The following is a 17,663-nucleotide window of genomic DNA, read 5'->3' on the forward strand; positions in this document are numbered from 1 at the left end:
CTTCCACGAAACTTCCGACTGAAGGAGAAAACAAATGGCACGTGCTGTCGGTATCGACCTCGGTACGACGAACTCCGTCGTCAGCGTCCTCGAGGGCGGCGAGCCCAAGGTCATCGCCAACGCAGAAGGCTTCCGGACCACCCCCTCGGTGGTCGCCTTCACCAAGGACGGGGAGGTGCTCGTCGGCGAGACCGCGAAGCGCCAGGCCGTCACCAACGTCGACCGCACGATCGCCTCGGTCAAGCGCCACATGGGCACCGACTGGTCGTTCGACGTGGACGGCAAGAAGTGGACGCCGCAGGAGATCTCCGCGCGCATCCTGATGAAGCTGAAGCGCGACGCCGAGGCCTACCTGGGCGACACCGTGACCGACGCGGTCATCACCGTCCCCGCGTACTTCAACGACGCCGAGCGCCAGGCCACCAAGGAGGCCGGCGAGATCTCGGGCCTGAACGTCCTGCGCATCATCAACGAGCCCACCGCGGCGGCCCTGGCCTACGGCCTCGACAAGGGCAAGGAGGACGAGCTCATCCTCGTCTTCGACCTCGGCGGCGGAACCTTCGACGTCTCGCTGCTCGAGGTGGGCAAGGACGACGACTTCTCCACGATCCAGGTGCGCGCCACCGCCGGTGACAACCGCCTCGGCGGCGACGACTGGGACCAGCGTCTCGTCGACTACCTGATCAAGCAGTTCAAGGACTCGACCGGCGTCGACGTCTCGGGCGACAAGATCGCGCTGCAGCGCCTCAAGGAGGCCGCGGAGCAGGCGAAGAAGGAGCTCAGCTCCTCGACGTCGACCAGCGTCAACCTGCCGTACCTGTCGCTCACCGAGAACGGCCCCGTGTCGCTTTCCGAGACGATCACCCGCGCGAAGTTCGAGGACCTCACCAAGGACCTCCTGGACCGCACCAAGAAGCCCTTCGAGGACGTGATCCGCGAGGCCGGCATCAAGGTCGGCGACATCGCTCACGTCGTGCTCGTCGGCGGATCCACCCGCATGCCCGCTGTGGCCGAGCTCGTCAAGCGCGAGACCGGCAAGGAGGCCAACAAGGGTGTCAACCCGGACGAGGTCGTCGCCGTCGGCGCCGCCCTGCAGGCCGGTGTGCTGAAGGGTGAGCGCAAGGACGTCCTGCTGATCGACGTCACCCCGCTGAGCCTCGGCATCGAGACCAAGGGCGGCATGATGACCAAGCTCATCGAGCGCAACACGGCCATCCCGACCAAGCGCAGCGAGACCTTCACCACCGCCGACGACAACCAGCCGTCGGTCGCGATCCAGGTCTTCCAGGGCGAGCGCGAGTTCACCCGCGACAACAAGCCGCTGGGCACCTTCGAGCTGACCGGCATCGCGCCGGCTCCGCGCGGCATCCCGCAGGTCGAGGTCACCTTCGACATCGACGCGAACGGCATCGTGCACGTGTCCGCCAAGGACAAGGGCACCGGCAAGGAGCAGTCGATGACGATCACGGGCGGCTCCTCGCTGTCCAAGGACGACATCGACCGCATGGTGCGCGAGGCCGAGGAGCACGCCGCTGAGGACAAGAAGCGCCGCGAGTCGGCCGAGGTCCGCAACCAGGCCGAGACTCTCTCCTACTCGATCGAGAAGCTCATCTCGGAGAACGAGGACAAGCTCCCCGAGGACGTGAAGACCGAGGTCAAGGCCGACGTCGACGCGCTGAAGACCGCGCTGGCCGGTGATGACGACGAGGCCGTGAAGACCGCGTTCGACAAGCTGAACCAGTCGCAGGGCAAGCTCGGCGAAGCCATCTACGCGCAATCCCAGGCTGACGCGGCCGCCCCGCAGGGCGAGCCGGCGGCCGAGGGCGCGGCGTCGGATGAGGACGTCGTGGACGCCGAGGTCGTGGACGACGAGGACGAGAAGAAGTAATGACGGATCCCAAGGACTTCGACGAGAACGCCGCGGTTCCTGAGCCTGTCGAAGGACCGAGCGAGGGGTCGGACGCGAACGCGTCCGGCCCCCAGCCGGAAGGGCAGGACTCCGGAGCGAACGCCGGCGCCGATGACGAGCTCACGGTCGACGACATCCTGAACATCGCGCAGAGCGACGACGCGCTCGCCGAGGACGCCGCCGAGGACGCGGCCCTCGCCGACGCCGAGCACACGCTGCTCGTCGACCTCAAGCGTCTTCAGGCCGAGTACGCGAACTACCGCCGCCGCACCGAGGAGCAGCGCGGCGTCGAGATCCAGCGCGCGAAGGGCGAGGCCGCCAAGGGCCTGATCCCCGTGCTCGACGATCTCGACCGCGCCGCCCAGCACGGCGATCTGCAGGAGGGGACTCCCTTCGCCGCGATCGCCGACAAGGTGCGCTCGGTCGTGGAGCGCCTCGGCGTGGTCTCGTATGGCGAGAAGGGCGACGAGTTCGACCCGCAGCAGCACGAGGCGATCTTCCAGCAGCCCACCCCGGGTGTGCAGAAGGCCGTCGTGCTCGAGGTCGTCGAGGTGGGCTACCGCCTGGGCGATGTGGAGCTGCGTCCTGCCAAGGTCGTCGTCGCCGTTCCTGCTGAGTAGGGGGTGATCGATGGCTAGCCAGGACTGGTTCGACAAGGACTTCTACAAGACCCTCGGCGTCTCGAAGGACGTGTCCGAGGCGGATCTGAAGAAGACCTACCGCAAGCTCGCACGCAAGTACCACCCCGACTCCAACCCCGGCGATGCCGCGGCGGAGGCGAAGTTCAAGGAGATCAGCGAGGCGTACTCGGTGCTCTCCGACACCGAGCAGCGTGCCGAGTACGACCAGATCCGCGCGATGGGCGCCGGTGGCGCGCGCTTCACGGCTCCGGGCAGTGCCGGCAACGGCGGCTTCGATGACGTGTTCAGCGCGTTCAACCGGGGCCGTGGCGGGCAGTCCGCCGACTTCGACGACATCTTCGCGATGTTCAACCAGGGCGGCGGCGGGTTCGGATCCGGTCGGTTCGGCCAGCCCTCCGGCGGGTTCCGCGGCTACGGCGGCCCGCAGAAGGGCGCCGACGTCACGGCCCGCACGACCCTGTCGTTCGCGACCGCCGTGCAGGGCGAGACAGTCACGCTGCAGGGTGAGGACGGCCGCCCGCTCAAGGTGAAGATCCCCGCGGGCGTGAAGGACGGGCAGAAGATCCGTCTGCGCGGCCGTGGGCGGCCTTCGCCCGACGGCGGCGAGAACGGCGACATCGTGGTCCAGGTGGCCGTGAAGCCGCACCCCGTGTTCACCCGCGATGGGCTGAACCTGCGGGTGACGGTTCCTGTCACGTTCACCGAGGCCGCGCTCGGCGCCACCATCGAGGTGCCGACCCTCGGTGGAGATCCGGTCAAGCTCAAGGTCGCGCCGGGTACTCCGTCGGGCCGGGTGCTGCGGGTCAAGGGCCGCGGCGTCACGACGTCGAAGGGCGTCGGCGACCTGCTCGCCGAGGTGCAGGTGGCCGTGCCGTCGCACCTCGACGACGCCGCGCGCGAGGCGCTGGAGCGCTTCCGTGAGGCGGAGCCCGCCGAGAACCCGCGCACCGAGCTGCTGGCGAAGGCCCGGGGATGAGTTCACCTGCGCCGTCGATCGGGTCCGCGCGCGACGCGGACACCGGGCGCCGCTCGCCGCGTCGTCCCGGAATCAGGAACAGTGACCGAGATCAGGACGATTCCTCGCGGATCCTCCTGATCTCGGTGCATTCTCCTGTTTCCGGTACGCGCGCCCGCTTGCGGGGCGCGAACGGTGTTCTCGGGATGCGCCGTGCGCGAAGGACGAGGGTGCGTCATGGCCGATGAGCGCATGAACGCCGAGACCCCGATCTTCGCGATCGCGGTCGCCGCCGAGCTCGCCGGGATGCACCCGCAGACCCTGCGGCAGTACGACCGGATCGGCCTGGTCGTTCCCGGCCGCACCAGGGGCGGATCCCGCCGCTACTCGATGCGCAACATCGAGCAGCTGCGCGAGGTCGCCCAGCTGTCCGGCGAGGGGATGAGCCTGCCCGCGATCGCGCGCCTGCTCGACCTCGAGGACGAGGTGCGCACGCTGCGCCGCCGTGTGGGCGAGCTCGAGCACGACCTGCGCGAGGAGCGCGCGAACCGCCCCGGCGTGCGTGTGTTCGCCGCCGGAACGACCGGATCCGTCATGGCCGTCCCGTCCGGGCGCCGGATCCGCCGCTCCACCGAGGTGGTGTTGTGGCGTCCGTGGCTGAGCGGCCCTGAGCGCGCCGACGACACCGCGGACGATCCGGACGACAGCCAGCGCTGAGGCAGCACAGCGGCGCAGAGACCGCGCCGGCGCTGACACGCGCAGGCAGAGCCGAGACGGCGGTGCAGGCCTCCGCCGTGCACGCTGGCGATCAGTCCAGCGGCTCGACGATGAAGTGCAGTGCGGCGCCCTGTCGGAAAGGCTGCACGACCTCGAGGTTCTCGTAGGCGGGACCGCCGGGGATCTCCGAGGCGCTCGCCCAGTACGACCACCGCGCATTGACCTGTGCACGGAGGGCGGGATGCGGGTGGTCCACCCGCCAGGTCTGCCGCATCCTCCGACCGAGGTACCGCCAGTGCTCCGCGGTGTCTGCGCTGTAGCCGACGGACCACGGGTCGTCCTCGTCGCCCGTCGCGGAGACGAGCGCAGCCCCGCCCTCGCGGACGAGCTCGTCGAGTCCGAAGGAGGCGTGCGCGGCGAACCCGGTGCCGGTGAACCCGGGCCAGAGCTCTGCAGGCGTGACCACGCGGTCCGCGAGCTCGAGCCGGCGCAGCCGCGCCCAGTTGCCCATGGTCGCGCTGAGTACGAGCCGGTCCAGAGGCACGGAGCCGGAGTCGCTGTACCCCGCCAGTTCCACCTCGTGCGGACGATCGGCCCTGAACCGCACCCGCACCTGCACCTGCGCCCCGTTATCGAACGGCTCGACCCGGATCCAGATCGTGAGCCGCTCCACGCCGTCCGCGGTGTCGACGATTCCGGGATCGGGATCCAGCCGTGCCCGCACCGCGGCATCGGACGGATGGTCGACGGCCCACATCCGCTTCCCGCGCTCGCCGGGGTCGAGCGTGCTCGGCTCCAGCTCTGAATAGCCGCGCTCGGCGCTGCCCGCAGGCACCGGCTCCACGGCGATGTAGTTCACCAGTCGCTCCGGCGGATGCTCCAGATAGGGGGTGAAGATCTGCAGCAGCCCGCGCGGTGCGGAACTGATGCCCAGCTGCATCCCCGCGGGATGGCCCCAGCGGGGTTCGCGCGGGACAGGACCGGCAGGACGGACCCATCGCCCGGAGAGATCGGCCGGTGAGGGGGATCCGACGGCGGACGTCATCATGGGAGCTCCTTCGTGGTTTTCGCGAGTGTCCTCACGACTGGACGAGCAAACCTCATCTGAAATCGATTTCCTGTCGAACGACTCTAGGGGCGTTCTGGTCGCGGCCGAAAGGGTGGGCGCGGTGCGGAGAGAAGAGGAATCGGCTTTCACTCGCAGGGGGTTGCGCAGATCGCTCAAGAGCGTCTTGTGCCTGAAATCGATTTCGCCTACTCTGAATGCAGCCCGGTCGATGCCGACTCAGCGCGACCGCGGACCCGGCCCCCTGTGCCGGACCCAGCACCGATTCGACGAGGAAGTCGTGTTCCCGAGGAGGAACCCATGAAGACGGACACACAGCGCACGCGCCGGGTGGTGATGGCCGCTCTCGGCGGCATCACGGCGGTAGGACTGCTCGCGGGCTGCGGCTCGAGCACGCCGGGGCAGGCCGCGGGCGACGGAGGCGACTCCTCCGGCAAGACCACGATCGAGTTCTGGCACCGCACGTTCACTCCGCCCGAGAACGCCTGGTACAAGGACATCGTCAAGAAGTTCAACGCCTCCCAGGACAAGATCGTCGTCAAGGACACGGAGATCCCGGCGGATGCCTGGGATCAGAAGATGAAGGCTGCCCAGGCGGCGGGCAAGGCCCCTGACATCTACACGCACTCCGGCAGCATCCAGGACGCGGTCAACGCCGGGCAGCTCTACGACCTCGGAAAGGTCGTGGACAAGTCGAAGCTCGACGAGATCATCGACTCCGCCAAGTCCGTGTCCGAGATCGGCGGCACCTATTACGCCTACCCGCTGCTGCAGGAAGCGCAGACGGTGCTGTTCTGGAACAAGGACATGCTCGACAAGGCCGGCGTCGACACCGACAAGGCCCCGGCGACCTGGGACGACCTGCTCGCCGACTGCGCCAAGATCCAGCCGACGCTCGCGCAGGGTCAGTACTGCATCTCGCCGGCGTCCGACGCGATCACCTTCGCCTGGTCGACGGTCGGTCAGCAGTACAACTTCGCCGGGCACACGGCGCTCACGGACGACTGGGCCAAGCCGGACATCGACAACGCGGCGTACCGTGACCTGATGTCCAAGTACAAGGAGCTCTGGGACAAGGGATACATGCCCAAGCAGGCGCTCGCCGCCTATGTCGAGGGCAAGGATTTCGGCCAGAAGAAGGTCGCCTTCAAGGTTTCCGGCTCGTGGATGATGTCCGAGATCGGATCCGACTATCCCGACCTGCTGACCAAGACCGGCATCGGCGCCTTCCCGAACGCCTCGGGCACCGACGGCCGCACCGCGACCACCCTCGGCAACTTCAAGTGGGTCATCGACGCGAAGAGCAAGCACGCCGACGCCGCCGGGAAGTTCCTCGAGTGGTCTCTCGCCGGCGACCCGAAGAACCTCGTGCCGTTCTTCGTGAACACGCAGTTCACCAAGGTCCCTGTGCGCACCTCCGTGCAGGATGCCGTCGCGAAGGATGAGGCCGCAGCCAAGGCCCCGTGGTCGAAGGTGATCACGAAGGACATCGCGCCGGACGCGATCCCCGAGCCGACCTACCCCTGGGACGTCTCGCTCGCCGTCGGAACTGCCATGGAGTCGGTGATGAAGGGCGCGGCCTCGCCGGATGACGCGATCAACACGGCCGATGCCGCGATCCAGAAGGTCATCCAGTCGCAGGATCTGCCCAGCAAGGCTCCCAAGAAGTGAGCGCGGCGCGGTCGGGGACCGCTGCGAGGCCGTCCCCGACCGCGCAGCCGACGCCCCGCACCTCAGAACGACGAGGAGGCACGATGCCCGCCGAAGTCACCGACGACCGGCACACCGTCAGGCGCCGGCACGCGCGGTACCGGAACCGAGACACCAAGCTCGCGTACCTGATGCTCGCCCCCGTGGTGATCCTGCTCGGCATCTTCGTAGCCTGGCCGGCGGTGTACGCCGGCTTCCTTTCCTTCCAGGACTGGAGCTTCTACAAGGATCCGCAGTTCGTCGGGTGGAAGAACTACGCCGACGTGCTGACGGACCCGCTGTTCGTCGCCACGATCGGCCGCGGCTTCCTGTTCGTGCTGATGACGGTGCCGGCGATGCTCGTGCTGGCCTTCCTGTTCGCGAGTCTCGTGGTGAGCCTGTCGCGTCGGCTCGCGACCATCCTCAAGGTCAGCATCTACATCCCGACGATCATCTCCGGAGTCATCGCGTCCATCATCTTCGTGGTGATCTACGCCTATGACGGCGGAATCCTGAACGCGGTGCTGGCCGTGTTCCACATCGACGCGGTCTCCTGGATCGGGGATCCGGCCTGGGCGCTGCTCGCCGTCGCCGTACCGGCGGTCTGGCTCGGCATGGGGCTGACCTCGCTCATCATGGTCGCCGCGATGGTCGACATCCCGACGGAGTACTACGAGGCAGCGGCGATGGAGGGCGCCGGCTGGTGGCAGAAGACCTTCTACATCACGATGCCGCAGATGAAGAATGTGTTCCTGTACCTGCTGATCACGGGTTTCGTCGCCGCGATCCAGCAGTTCGAGCTGCCCCTCGTGATGACGCAGGGCGGTCCGCTGGACTCGACCACCCTGCCCAATCTGTTCATCTTCAACCACTTCCGCAACGACGTGAACGTGGGCTACTCGATCGCTGCGGCGCTGCTGCTGTTCGTGGTGCTGGGATCCGTGTCGGCCCTCGTGTTCAAGTTCATCAACTCCGAAAGGCTGGTCGACTGATGAGCGCGACGTACCCCGCGACCGTGCCCGAGACCACCCGCATCGTCCTGGACGGCAAGGATCACCGCCGGCTCAAGGTGCCGCACGGCATCGGTGGCTGGACGGCCTTCGTCGGCAAGGGCGTGGTCGGCCTGATCTTCCTGCTCGCCGCGTTGTTCCCGCTCGCCTGGATGGTGATCGCCGGCTTCAAGGCGAAGACCGAAGTGCTGAGCACTCCGTTCCAGTTCTTCCCCGAGGTGTGGCACTGGGAGAACTACGGCAAGATCCTCGGCGACGAGACGTTCCTGCGCACGCTCGGCTGGACGTTCCTCGGCGCGATCCTGTTCACCGTGCTCAGCCTGACGGTGAACTCGTTCGCGGCTTACGCGTTCGCGCGTCTCGAGTTCCGGTTCCAGCGCACGCTGTGGGTCGCCGTGCTCACGACCATGTTCATCCCGGGGATGACGATCCTGCTCACCAGCTTCATCGTCGTGACGAAGCTGGCGATGCTGGACACGCTCGCCGTGCTGGTGATCCCGGGGGCGGCCAGCGCCGCGTCGGTGTTCTTCATCCGGCAGTTCTACCTGAACATCCCGGCCAGCCTCGAGGAGGCGGCGATGCTCGACGGCTGCGGCCGGTTCGGCATCTTCGTGCGGATCTTCCTGCCGCTGTCGAAGCCGCCGTTCGTCGTCATGGGCATCACGGCGTTCCTCGCCTACTGGAACTCCTACGTGTGGCCGATCATGACGATCACGTCGCCGGAGAAATTCGTGCTGCAGCAGTACCTCGCGGAGTTCCGCACCGGCCGCGGCTCGAGCGAGCTGGGCCTGCTCATGGCCGGATCCGTGCTCGCCGCGGCGCCGGTCGTGATCCTGTTCCTCATCTTCCAGCGTCAGATCATCGGCAACATCAAAATGGCCGGGCTCAAGTAGCCGGTCGCGTTCTCGAAGGGGAGAAGGCCATGTCCGAAGAAGCGATCCGTCCTGCCCGCGGGCTCACCCGCCGCAGCCTGTTGCAGGGAGCGCTCGCCGCCGGCGCCGCATTCGGCGTCTCGGCGCTGGGCGTGAGTCCCGCGGCGGCCGCGGGACTCACCGTGACCCGTATGAAGGTGCTCGCCGGCACGCAGGCGGGGGTGCAGTACGGGATCGGCGCGACCGATCTCGGGATACCCGCTCGCACGCCCGACGGGCGGCTGCTGTTCATGTTCGGCGACACCTGGGCCGACACGGTGGGCGGTACGAACTGGCGCTCCCCGGTCGCGCTGTACTCCTCGACCACCGACCTCACCACCGGGGTCGTGTTCAACGGCGCGGCGGGCGCGGGTGCGAACACCCAGGTCACGGCGCCCCAGCTCTGGTACTACCCGCACGATGCGTACTACGAGACCGTGATCCCCTCCGACGTGATCACGATCGGATCCCGGATGTACTTGCATGCCATCGTGAACGGGCCGACGTTCGGGGCGGTGCGCTGGACCGAACTGTGGCAGTCCGACGATTCCGGGGCGACCTGGCAGCATACGGGGCTGAAGTTCCCGGCCGACATGGCCAACGGGCACTTCCAGTGCATCACGTGGGGTCAGGGCAACGACGGCTACGTCTACATCTACGGCACGGGCTTCCAGCGCGACAAGGGCATCGTGCTCTACCGGGTGCCGCAGAACAGCATGACCACGTTGTCGGCGTACCAGCCGTGGGGTTACGCGAACGGTGCGTGGGGCTGGGGAAACCCCGCGACCGAGGTGCTGCCGGGAAAGTTCGGCGAGATGTGCCTGCGACCTCTCGGAGGCAAGTGGATCCTGACCTGGTTCAACGCCGATGCCTACCGGATCGACGCGATGATCGTGAACACTCCGACGGACAACCTCTACACAGCCGCGAAGACCACCCTGCTCTGGGGCGGGAACTGGGGCGCCGAGGACGCGACCCACGTCGCCCAGCTCTATGGCGGGTACATCCTGCCCGGCTCGACGCTGCCGGATCTGCATCTCAGCGTGAGTCAGTGGAACACCGGCGACAACAGTGTCTACCACGTCGAGCAGTTCCGGATCCAAGGGCTCGTCTGACGGCGGGCGCCGGCTCGGGGGTCGGCGCTTCCCGCTGCCGCTCAGCCGGCCGTGCCGACCCGGACCACGGTCGACTGCCATCCGGTTGATCCGTTCGGAGCGATCGGGGTGCGCTGCTGTTCCTGCATCCGGCCGTGCCGATCGGTGGCGCGGACGACCAGCGAGTGGCTGCCGCTCGTCGCGTTCCAGTCGAGGAACCACTGCACCCAGGTGTCGTCGCTGACCGGAGCCGACAGCGTCGCAGTCTGCCAGGCCCCTCCGTCGATCTGCACCTCGACCCGCTGGATCCCGACGGTCTGCGCCCAGGCGACCCCGGCGATCCGGGCGGCCCCCGGCGGGATCTCCTTGTCGATGCGCGGGGTGTCGATGCGGCTCGACAGCTTGATCGGCGCCTGCGCGCTGTACCCGCGGGGCGTCCAGTAGGCCTGGTCCTTCTCGAATGTCGTGACCGTCATCCGGGTGAGCCACTTCGTCGCCGAGACGTACCCGTAGAGCCCGGGGACGACCATCCGCACCGGGAAACCGTGCTCGGGCGGCAGGGGCTCGCCGTTCATCGCGACCGCGAGGATCGCGTCGCGGTGCGGATCCGTGAGCGCGTCGAGCGGTGTGCTCGCGGTGAACCCGTCGATGCTGCGCGAGAGGACCATGTCGGCCCCCTTCGCGGGGAGCGCGCGGGAGAGGATCTCGCGCACCGGCACGCCGAGCCAGCGTGCCGTGCCGACGAGATCGCCGCCGACCTGGTTGGAGACGCAGGTCAGGGTCACCGCGTACTCCCGCAGGCCCATCCGCAGCAGTTCGTCGAAGCTCAGCTCCACCTTCTCGCCGACCATTCCATCGACCGTCAGGCGCCAATCTGCGGGTGCCAACGAAGGCACCGTCAGCGCGGTGTCGACACGGTAGAAGTCGGCGTTCGGGGTGAACAGCGGCGAGAGGCCCGGGATGTCGAGCTCGGCTCCCTCGGGGACCGTGACCCGCGACAGCGGCTCCGGCAGTCGCAGCGCCTTGCGCACCGCTGCGATCGAGGTGGTCGCCGCGGTTCCGAGGCGGGCACCGGTTCCCGCCACGATCGCGGCGACCGCTCCCACCGCGGTCAGCAGGAGGAAGCGCCGCCGATCCGGGCCGCCACCCGCGCCATCCGCGGCCCGGAGGGCGCGCCATCGGCGCAGCGCTGCGATCGACATCCGCAGGAACACGCAGCCCGCGATCGCGCCGATGAGCGACGGCAAGGCGGACAACGGCGTCGCCCCCGTGCGGGTCAGCGCGGCCAATGTCCCGGCGGCGCCGGCGACGGCGAACACCGCGACGCCGATCCAGCGGCGTCGACCTTCCAGGAGGCCGGCGGCCGCGGCGGCGACGAGCACGCCGACGCCGAGGGTCAGCAGGAGGAAGAGCTTGTCGTTGGCGCCGAAGAGCTCGATCGCCAGCTCCTTCGCCCACTGCGGCACGATGTCGATGACGAACGAGCCCGCCGCGAGCAGCGGACTCGCGTCGCGCGCCACGAGGAAGGCCGTGATCTCGGCGGCGGCGACGAACACCATGCCGCTGACGACCCCCGCGACAGCGGCCCAGATCCGTGCGCCTGCTTTCCCTGTGCTCTCACCCATATCCGTGGTTCCACCCATATCCGTGGTTCGTCGCGGTCGGCCGATCGGATGGCGATCGGGCCGGATCCAATCCGGCGCGGGTGCGGCTCCGAACGCATCGTGTCGGCCGATGAACGGTCGCGATGCACCAGTCAAAGGAGAAAGATCATGCGATCCACTGTTCGCCTGCACGCCAGGGCGTCGCTCGCCGCCGCCAGCCTGCTCGCCGCCGCGGCCCTGGCCCTCACGGGCTGTTCGTCGATGTCGGGCTCATCTTCCGGCTCGTCCTCCGAGCCATCGACCAGCGCGCCGGCCGCGTCTCCGTCTCAGACGATGGATCCGGCGGCCGATCTGGTCGGACCGGGATGCGCCGCCTATGCGCAGCAGGTCCCGTCCGGCTCCGGCTCCGTCGCCGGGATGGCGCAGGACCCGGTCGCGACGGCCGCCAGCAACAACCCGCTGCTGACCACGCTGGTCGCGGCGGTCTCGGGCAAGCTCAACCCGAAAGTGAACCTGGTCGACACCCTGAACGGGAGCGAGTTCACCGTCTTCGCACCCGTCGACGACGCCTTCAAGAAGATCGATCCCGCGACGATCGACACGCTGAAGACGGATGCGGGCGCGGACACCCTCAGCAAGATCCTGACGTACCACGTGGTCGCCGGTCAGATCTCGCCGAAGGACATCGTCGGCACGCACAAGACCGTCGAGGGCGGCGACGTGACCGTGACAGGTTCGGGCGACAACCTCAAGGTCAACGACGCGAACGTGATCTGCGGCGGCGTCCACACCGCGAACGCGACCGTGTACCTCGTCGACTCCGTCCTGATGCCGCCGGCCCAGTAAGAACCGACGCATCCGCAGGGACGACCGGACCGGACCGCATGCTCGAAGGCACCGCCCGAGCATGCGGTCCCGTGGTCGGCAGCACGGCGCGGTGGTCCCTTGGGTCGCGCATTGCCGAACCGGGCGAGGAGGTGAGGCATGCTGGAGCCTATGGTGATCGACGATCGGGAGCACGCCGAGCAGGACGGCGGCGATGATCTCGCGTCCGCGCTGCTGGTGCGGGTCGCGGAAGGCGATCAGTCGGCGTTCGCCGAACTCTACGAGATGCTGTCCTCGCGCGTCTTCGGTCTCATCCTTCGCGTGCTGGTGAATCGCTCGCAGAGCGAGGAAGTGCTGCAAGAGGTCTTCCTGGAGATCTGGCAGACCGCGGCCCGCTTCGCCTCCGACCGGGGCCGGGGGAGGACCTGGATCCTGACGATCGCGCACCGTCGGGCGGTGGATCGCGTGCGTGCCTCGCAGTCCAGCGCCGACCGTGACGTGCGGATCGGCGCACGCGACCTCGACGTCGCCCATGACAGCGTCGCCGAACAGGCGGAACTTTCGATCGAAGCCGACCGGGTCGTCGACGCCCTTTCTGCCTTGCCTGACGCGCAACGCGAGGCGCTCGTGCTCGCGTACTACGGCGGTTACTCGCAGAGCGAGATCGCCACACTCACGGGATCACCGCTGGGAACGGTGAAGACCCGGATGAGAGATGGACTCACGCGTCTGCGGACGCACTGGGGGGTGAACGCATGAACGAGTCGGAGTTCGCCGAACTGGCCGCGGGCCACAGCCTCGGGTCGCTGTCTGCGGAGGATGAGCGACGCTACCGGGACGCGCTCGCCGCGCACCCCGAGTGGTCGTCGATCGTCTCCGACGACGCGGACACTGCAGCCCTCCTTGCCGACGGGGTGCCCCCGGTCGCGCCCCCTCCGGCGCTGCGCGACGCGCTTCTCGCCCGCATCGCTGTGACGCCCCAGAACCTCGGCCACGACGCAGCGCCCGCGGACGAGCCGCCCGCCGTTTCCGACCAGGGCGATCCGGCCCCGGCTCCGGAGGCCGCCGCAGCGGAGCCCGCGCGTCGTCCGCGCAGGCTGCTGTTCGCACTGGCTGCGTGCCTCGTGCTGATCGTCGGTCTCGGCGTGGCCGCCTCTGTCGTGATCCCGCAACTGCTGCGCCCCGCGGCCGTCGTCGCGCTGGACAAGATCGAGAACGCACCCGATGCGGCGCAGAAGACCGTGTCGCTGCCCTCCGGCGGTCACGCGACGGCGCACTGGTCGGCGTCGATCGGCTCGGCGGTGCTCGTGTCCGACGGGCTGCAGCCGCTGGACGCGAAGCAGACGTACGAGCTGTGGTTCGTCCGGGGCGATGGGCCCGTCTCAGCCGGCGTCTTCGCCGCGGAGCAGGGAACGACGACCGCGCAACTGAGCGGGAACATGCACGCCGGCGACGCGATCGCCGTGACGGTGGAGCCGGCGGGGGGATCCCCCACCGGAAAGCCCACAAGCCAGCCGATCATCGTCATCCCGACGTCCTGAGGCAGATCCCGTTCCGCATCTCCGAAATCAGTGATATCGATTTCACGCGAAATCCGCTAGCGTGGCGGCATGCGCCGTTGAACAGAGCTCCCCGGATCCTGTGATCCTTTCCGCCCCCGGCCGCGTGCGCCGAGGGGCGATGACTCTGTTTCCCCCGCGAGAGGAGCCGGGCGATGATCGCCCTTCCCGAGACCTATGTCCCCCCGCCGTCAGGAGTGACACCGCTCGGCTTCCTGGCCTGGCTCGTGCGCCGGCAGTGGACCACGGTGCTGCAGGGCGTCGTGTGCGACGTCGTCTGGTTGCTCGGACTCGCGCTCACCCCGTGGGCGATCGGCAGGGCGATCGACGAGGGCCTGGTCGCGGGCGACTACGGCGCCTTCCTCGGCTGGCTGGGCGTCGTCGTGTGGCTGCAGCTGCAGCACTCGCTGATCCAGGGGCTCCGGGATCGGGCCGGATCCATCAACTTCGCCCGTGCGTACTCCCGGCTCGAGATGGTGCTCGCGCGGGCGACGTCGCGGGTGACCGTCGCCGCCGAGCGATCGCTGGCGCCTGGCGCGGTCGTGACGATGGCGGCGGAGTCGTGGAGCGCCACGTTCCTCCCGATCAACGTCGGCTCGATCACCTCCGCCCTGGTGGCGTTCTTCACGGTCGCGGTGCTGCTGCTGCAGGATTCCGTGATGCTGGGGCTCTTCGTGATCGTGGGCGTACCGCTGTTCTCGGCAGCGTCGTTCCTGCTCGTGCGCACGCTCAACGCCCGCGGCGAGGTGGCTTGGAGCGCGCGCGAGGCGATGAACGCCGTCGCCCTGGACAGCGTGAAGGGACTGCGTGTGCTCCGCGGCGTCGGCGGAGAGCAGCGTTTCCTCGCGCGCTTCCGGGAGCGCTCCGCCGAGCTGCGGATCGCGGGGATCCGCCTCGCCCTACCGCGTGCGGCAGCCGAGGCGCTGAACCTGCTGATCCCTGGCCTTTTCGTCGCCGGGCTGACCTGGGTCGGCGCGGTGCTGGTGAGCCGGGGGCAGCTGCAGGTGGGGGCGCTCGTCGCGTTCTACGGCTACGCGGGCTTCCTGGTGCTGCCCGTGGCACTCATCAACCAGGCGATGACGGTCGCGGTCGATGCGCGGGTGGCCGCGAAGCGCATCGTCGGACTGCTCGCCCTGCAGCCGCTGTGGTCGGACAGGGGAACGGCGCACGAGCCCGGGGCGTCGATGACTGCCGGAGCGGATCTGCTGCGCGACGACGTCACCGGGCTCGTGGTGCGGGAAGGCGAGTTCGTGGGTGTCGTGGTCTCGGGCCCGGGATGTGCTCAGGCTCTGGTCGACCGCGTCAGTCGCCTCCTTCCGGACGCCGAGGAGGGATCCGTGGCGCTGTGGGGTCGCTCGATCCAGGACTGGAACATCGCAGCCGTGCGGAGGCGGATCGCGGTGTCGGATCCGGTGCCGTTCCTCTTCAGCGGCACCCTGCGTGAGGTGCTCGATCCCTGGGGGCGACACGACGATGACGCTGTTCTCGCCGCCGTCGCCGCCGTCGACGCGTCCGACATCGTGCGGTCGGTCCCGGGCGGGCTCGACGTGCTGGTCGGCGAACGGGGCGTCGAGTTCTCCGGCGGTCAGCGCCAGCGGCTCGGTGCAGCGCGTGCTCTTCTCACCGAACCGGAGTTGCTGGTGATGCATGATCCGACTTCGTCGGTGGATGCTCCGACCGAGGAGCGCATGGCATCGGGCATCCGCTCGCACCGCCGCGAGCGTACGACGCTGATCATCACGACGAGCCCGCTCGTGCTGGCGCTCACCGCCCGAGTTGTACTCGTCGTCGACAACCGGGTCGTCGCGGACGGCACGCACCTCGGCTTGCTTGAGAGCCACCCGGACTATCGCGCACTCGTGTTGCGCGCCGAGGGGGTGGAACGGTGAGCGCCTCGGCCCTGCCGACGGCCGGACGTGCACACGTATACGCCGCGATGCGCGCTATCTGGCGCGCGCGACGAGCGACATTCATCGCGGTGATCGCCCTGTTCGCCGCGGCGGCCGTGGCCGGACTCGCCCCTCCGCGACTGATGGGGCTGCTCATCGATCGCCTCGCGGCGGGCGCGGATCCGGGCGAGCTGGCCCTCTACTGCGGCGGAATGCTGGGGTGCGCGCTCGCGCAGGGCGTCCTCGTGCTGAGCGCGAGCCGGCTGGCCTACATCGCCGGCGAGCATGTCTTCGCTCAGCTGCGGGAGGAGTTCCTGGCGAGCGCGCTCGCCCTGCCGATGGGGGTGCTCGAGAAGGGCGGCACGGGAGACCTCGTCGCACGCACCACGCAGGACATCTCGGCCGTCTCGGAGACCGTGCGTCGCGCGCTTCCCGAATCAGTGATCGCCGGCATCACGGTGGTCCTCACCCTGATCGCCGCGGTGCTGACGTCTCCGATCATCTCCCCGGTCTATCTGCTCAGCGTGCCGATCCTCGTGCCGGTCATGCGCTGGTTCGTCCGTCGGGTTGGTGGCGTCTACGAGCGACTCGGCGCGAGCTGGGGCCCGATCTTCGCCTCGATCAACGAGACGGCGACGGGAGCGCGCACGGTGGAGGCGCTGGGCATCGCCGAGGCGCGGGATCGTTCGATGCAGGAGGCGATCGCGGACATCGGGGTCGCCTGGTACGCGCGCATCCGGCTGCGTCAGGTGATGCTCCCATGGACGAATCTGGCGTTCGCGATCCCGGTCTTCGCGTCGCTGGCCTGGGGCGGCTGGCTCGCGGCGCAGGGCGAGGTGTCCATCGGCACCGTGGTGAGCGTGACCCTCTTCGCCTCGGCGCTGGTTGCGCCGCTCGAGGCGCTGATCGGCTGGACTGATGAGCTGCAGAAGGGCTTCGTATCGTTCGCGCGGATTCTCGGCGTCGGCGAGGCCGGTGCCGACATCGCAGGCTCCTCAGCGGTGCCGTCGACGAAGGACGTCGAACTGCGCGATGTGCGCTTCTCCTATCGGGCCGGGTACGAGGTCGTGCACGGCGTCACGCTGCAGGTGGTCCCGGGAGAGCGTCTCACGTTGGTGGGCCCTTCCGGGGCAGGGAAGTCGACTCTCGCGCGACTCTTCGCGGGGATGGACGCCCCGACCGGAGGGCGGGTGCTGATCGGCGGGGTGGACGCGGAGGCGATCGCGCTGGATCGCCGGCGCCGCGAGATCATGCTGGTGTCGCAGGAGAGCCACATCTTCGCGACGTCGATCCTCGAGAACGTGCTGCTCGCCCGGGGCGATGCCGACGAGGAACAGCTCCGCGATGCCCTGCGCACCATGGGCGCGCTGGAGTGGATCGACGCGCTCGACGACGGATGGGACACCGTGGTCGGATCCGGCGGGTATCCGCTCACGGGCGCGCAGGAGCAGCAGCTCGCGCTCGCCCGTGTGCTGCTCGCGGATCCGCACACGATCATCCTGGACGAGGCGACGAGCGCTATGGATCCGACCGCGGCGCGCGATCTGGAGGCGGCGCTCGCCGCGACCATGCAGGGGCGCACGGTTATCGCGATCGCGCACCGGCTGTCCACGGCGTATGACGCCGACCGAATCGCTGTCGTAGACGATGGGCGGATCATGGAGCTCGGGTCCCACGACGAGCTCGTCGTCGCCGGCGGCGCCTACGCCCGGCTCTGGGCATTGTGGAGCGACGACGGCACCGCGGACGTCCAGGCTGCAAAGGGCGACGACCGCGACCGCTGAGGACGTTGCC

At 68.8% G+C, this 17,663-nt stretch carries 15 protein-coding genes; 13 read left to right on the top strand and 2 right to left on the bottom strand.

The features are described from left to right. Window positions 1-34 precede the first annotated feature (34 nt). The 4 genes from dnaK (at window position 35) to AC1DMN_RS03140 (ending at window position 4,222) form a co-directional block, all read left to right on the top strand. A complete protein-coding gene (gene dnaK, locus AC1DMN_RS03125; RefSeq protein ID WP_441977891.1) occupies window positions 35-1,888 on the top strand; it encodes a molecular chaperone DnaK in 1,854 nt (617 codons plus the stop codon). After that, the gene (locus AC1DMN_RS03130; RefSeq protein ID WP_441977892.1) at window positions 1,888-2,529 is read left to right on the top strand and encodes a nucleotide exchange factor GrpE; all 642 of its coding nucleotides are present in this window, start codon (window positions 1,888-1,890) and stop codon (window positions 2,527-2,529) included. The genes dnaK and AC1DMN_RS03130 overlap by 1 nt, the downstream gene beginning before the upstream one ends. 10 nt (window positions 2,530-2,539) lie before the next feature. Beyond that, complete coding sequence (locus AC1DMN_RS03135; RefSeq protein WP_441977893.1) at window positions 2,540-3,526, top strand: DnaJ C-terminal domain-containing protein; 987 nt, start codon at window positions 2,540-2,542, stop codon at window positions 3,524-3,526. 216 nt (window positions 3,527-3,742) lie between these two features. Then, window positions 3,743-4,222, top strand: a complete 480-nt coding sequence (locus tag AC1DMN_RS03140) for a heat shock protein transcriptional repressor HspR (protein WP_440732485.1) — start codon at window positions 3,743-3,745, stop codon at window positions 4,220-4,222. Between the two features lie 91 nt (window positions 4,223-4,313). Here the strand turns inward: AC1DMN_RS03140 and AC1DMN_RS03145 are convergent, their stop codons facing one another. Continuing rightward, complete coding sequence (locus tag AC1DMN_RS03145) at window positions 4,314-5,270, bottom strand: hypothetical protein (protein ID WP_477230143.1); 957 nt, start codon at window positions 5,268-5,270, stop codon at window positions 4,314-4,316. A 318-nt stretch (window positions 5,271-5,588) separates the two neighbouring features. On the opposite strand from AC1DMN_RS03145, the gene AC1DMN_RS03150 reads away from it, so the two are divergent. The 4 genes from AC1DMN_RS03150 to AC1DMN_RS03165 all read left to right on the top strand — a co-directional run bounded on the left by AC1DMN_RS03150 (window position 5,589) and on the right by AC1DMN_RS03165 (window position 10,013). Continuing rightward, window positions 5,589-6,959 carry an ABC transporter substrate-binding protein gene (locus AC1DMN_RS03150; RefSeq protein WP_477230144.1) on the top strand — a complete coding sequence of 457 codons (1,371 nt, stop codon included), beginning with the start codon at window positions 5,589-5,591 and terminating at the stop codon, window positions 6,957-6,959. An 83-nt stretch (window positions 6,960-7,042) separates the two neighbouring features. Beyond that, window positions 7,043-7,969 (top strand): carbohydrate ABC transporter permease, encoded by a 927-nt coding sequence (locus tag AC1DMN_RS03155; protein WP_477230145.1) that lies wholly within the window; start codon window positions 7,043-7,045, stop codon window positions 7,967-7,969. Next, entirely contained in the window at window positions 7,969-8,880 is a 912-nt protein-coding gene (locus AC1DMN_RS03160; RefSeq protein ID WP_477230146.1) for a carbohydrate ABC transporter permease, read from the top strand. Before AC1DMN_RS03155 ends, AC1DMN_RS03160 begins: the two co-directional genes overlap by 1 nt. 29 nt (window positions 8,881-8,909) lie before the next feature. Continuing rightward, a complete protein-coding gene (locus AC1DMN_RS03165; protein WP_441977896.1) occupies window positions 8,910-10,013 on the top strand; it encodes a DUF4185 domain-containing protein in 1,104 nt (367 codons plus the stop codon). 41 nt (window positions 10,014-10,054) lie between these two features. Here the strand turns inward: AC1DMN_RS03165 and AC1DMN_RS03170 are convergent, their stop codons facing one another. Then, complete coding sequence (locus tag AC1DMN_RS03170; protein ID WP_440732479.1) at window positions 10,055-11,617, bottom strand: molybdopterin-dependent oxidoreductase; 1,563 nt, start codon at window positions 11,615-11,617, stop codon at window positions 10,055-10,057. 147 nt (window positions 11,618-11,764) lie between these two features. On the opposite strand from AC1DMN_RS03170, the gene AC1DMN_RS03175 reads away from it, so the two are divergent. The 5 genes from AC1DMN_RS03175 (at window position 11,765) to AC1DMN_RS03195 (ending at window position 17,653) form a co-directional block, all read left to right on the top strand. Beyond that, a complete protein-coding gene (locus AC1DMN_RS03175) occupies window positions 11,765-12,442 on the top strand; it encodes a fasciclin domain-containing protein (protein WP_477230147.1) in 678 nt (225 codons plus the stop codon). A 138-nt stretch (window positions 12,443-12,580) separates the two neighbouring features. Beyond that, entirely contained in the window at window positions 12,581-13,180 is a 600-nt protein-coding gene (sigK, locus tag AC1DMN_RS03180) for an ECF RNA polymerase sigma factor SigK (protein ID WP_441977899.1), read from the top strand. Continuing rightward, a complete protein-coding gene (locus AC1DMN_RS03185; protein ID WP_477230148.1) occupies window positions 13,177-13,962 on the top strand; it encodes an anti-sigma factor in 786 nt (261 codons plus the stop codon). The genes sigK and AC1DMN_RS03185 overlap by 4 nt, the downstream gene beginning before the upstream one ends. 173 nt (window positions 13,963-14,135) lie before the next feature. Further along, complete coding sequence (locus AC1DMN_RS03190) at window positions 14,136-15,869, top strand: ABC transporter transmembrane domain-containing protein (RefSeq protein WP_477230149.1); 1,734 nt, start codon at window positions 14,136-14,138, stop codon at window positions 15,867-15,869. Then, window positions 15,866-17,653, top strand: a complete 1,788-nt coding sequence (locus AC1DMN_RS03195) for an ABC transporter ATP-binding protein (RefSeq protein WP_477230150.1) — start codon at window positions 15,866-15,868, stop codon at window positions 17,651-17,653. Before AC1DMN_RS03190 ends, AC1DMN_RS03195 begins: the two co-directional genes overlap by 4 nt. The last annotated feature ends 10 nt before the right edge of the window (window positions 17,654-17,663 follow it).

It is taken from the genome of Microbacterium sp. 01T413_2, from assembly GCF_056398985.1.

Coding starts and splice junctions, on each gene's coding strand:
- dnaK (WP_441977891.1), top strand. CDS start 35: ATGGCACGTGCTGTCGGTATCGACCTCGGTACGACGAACTCCGTCGTC.
- AC1DMN_RS03130 (WP_441977892.1), top strand. CDS start 1,888: ATGACGGATCCCAAGGACTTCGACGAGAACGCCGCGGTTCCTGAGCCT.
- AC1DMN_RS03135 (WP_441977893.1), top strand. CDS start 2,540: ATGGCTAGCCAGGACTGGTTCGACAAGGACTTCTACAAGACCCTCGGC.
- AC1DMN_RS03140 (WP_440732485.1), top strand. CDS start 3,743: ATGGCCGATGAGCGCATGAACGCCGAGACCCCGATCTTCGCGATCGCG.
- AC1DMN_RS03145 (WP_477230143.1), bottom strand. CDS start 5,270: ATGATGACGTCCGCCGTCGGATCCCCCTCACCGGCCGATCTCTCCGGG.
- AC1DMN_RS03150 (WP_477230144.1), top strand. CDS start 5,589: ATGAAGACGGACACACAGCGCACGCGCCGGGTGGTGATGGCCGCTCTC.
- AC1DMN_RS03155 (WP_477230145.1), top strand. CDS start 7,043: ATGCCCGCCGAAGTCACCGACGACCGGCACACCGTCAGGCGCCGGCAC.
- AC1DMN_RS03160 (WP_477230146.1), top strand. CDS start 7,969: ATGAGCGCGACGTACCCCGCGACCGTGCCCGAGACCACCCGCATCGTC.
- AC1DMN_RS03165 (WP_441977896.1), top strand. CDS start 8,910: ATGTCCGAAGAAGCGATCCGTCCTGCCCGCGGGCTCACCCGCCGCAGC.
- AC1DMN_RS03170 (WP_440732479.1), bottom strand. CDS start 11,617: ATGGGTGAGAGCACAGGGAAAGCAGGCGCACGGATCTGGGCCGCTGTC.
- AC1DMN_RS03175 (WP_477230147.1), top strand. CDS start 11,765: ATGCGATCCACTGTTCGCCTGCACGCCAGGGCGTCGCTCGCCGCCGCC.
- sigK (WP_441977899.1), top strand. CDS start 12,581: ATGCTGGAGCCTATGGTGATCGACGATCGGGAGCACGCCGAGCAGGAC.
- AC1DMN_RS03185 (WP_477230148.1), top strand. CDS start 13,177: ATGAACGAGTCGGAGTTCGCCGAACTGGCCGCGGGCCACAGCCTCGGG.
- AC1DMN_RS03190 (WP_477230149.1), top strand. CDS start 14,136: ATGATCGCCCTTCCCGAGACCTATGTCCCCCCGCCGTCAGGAGTGACA.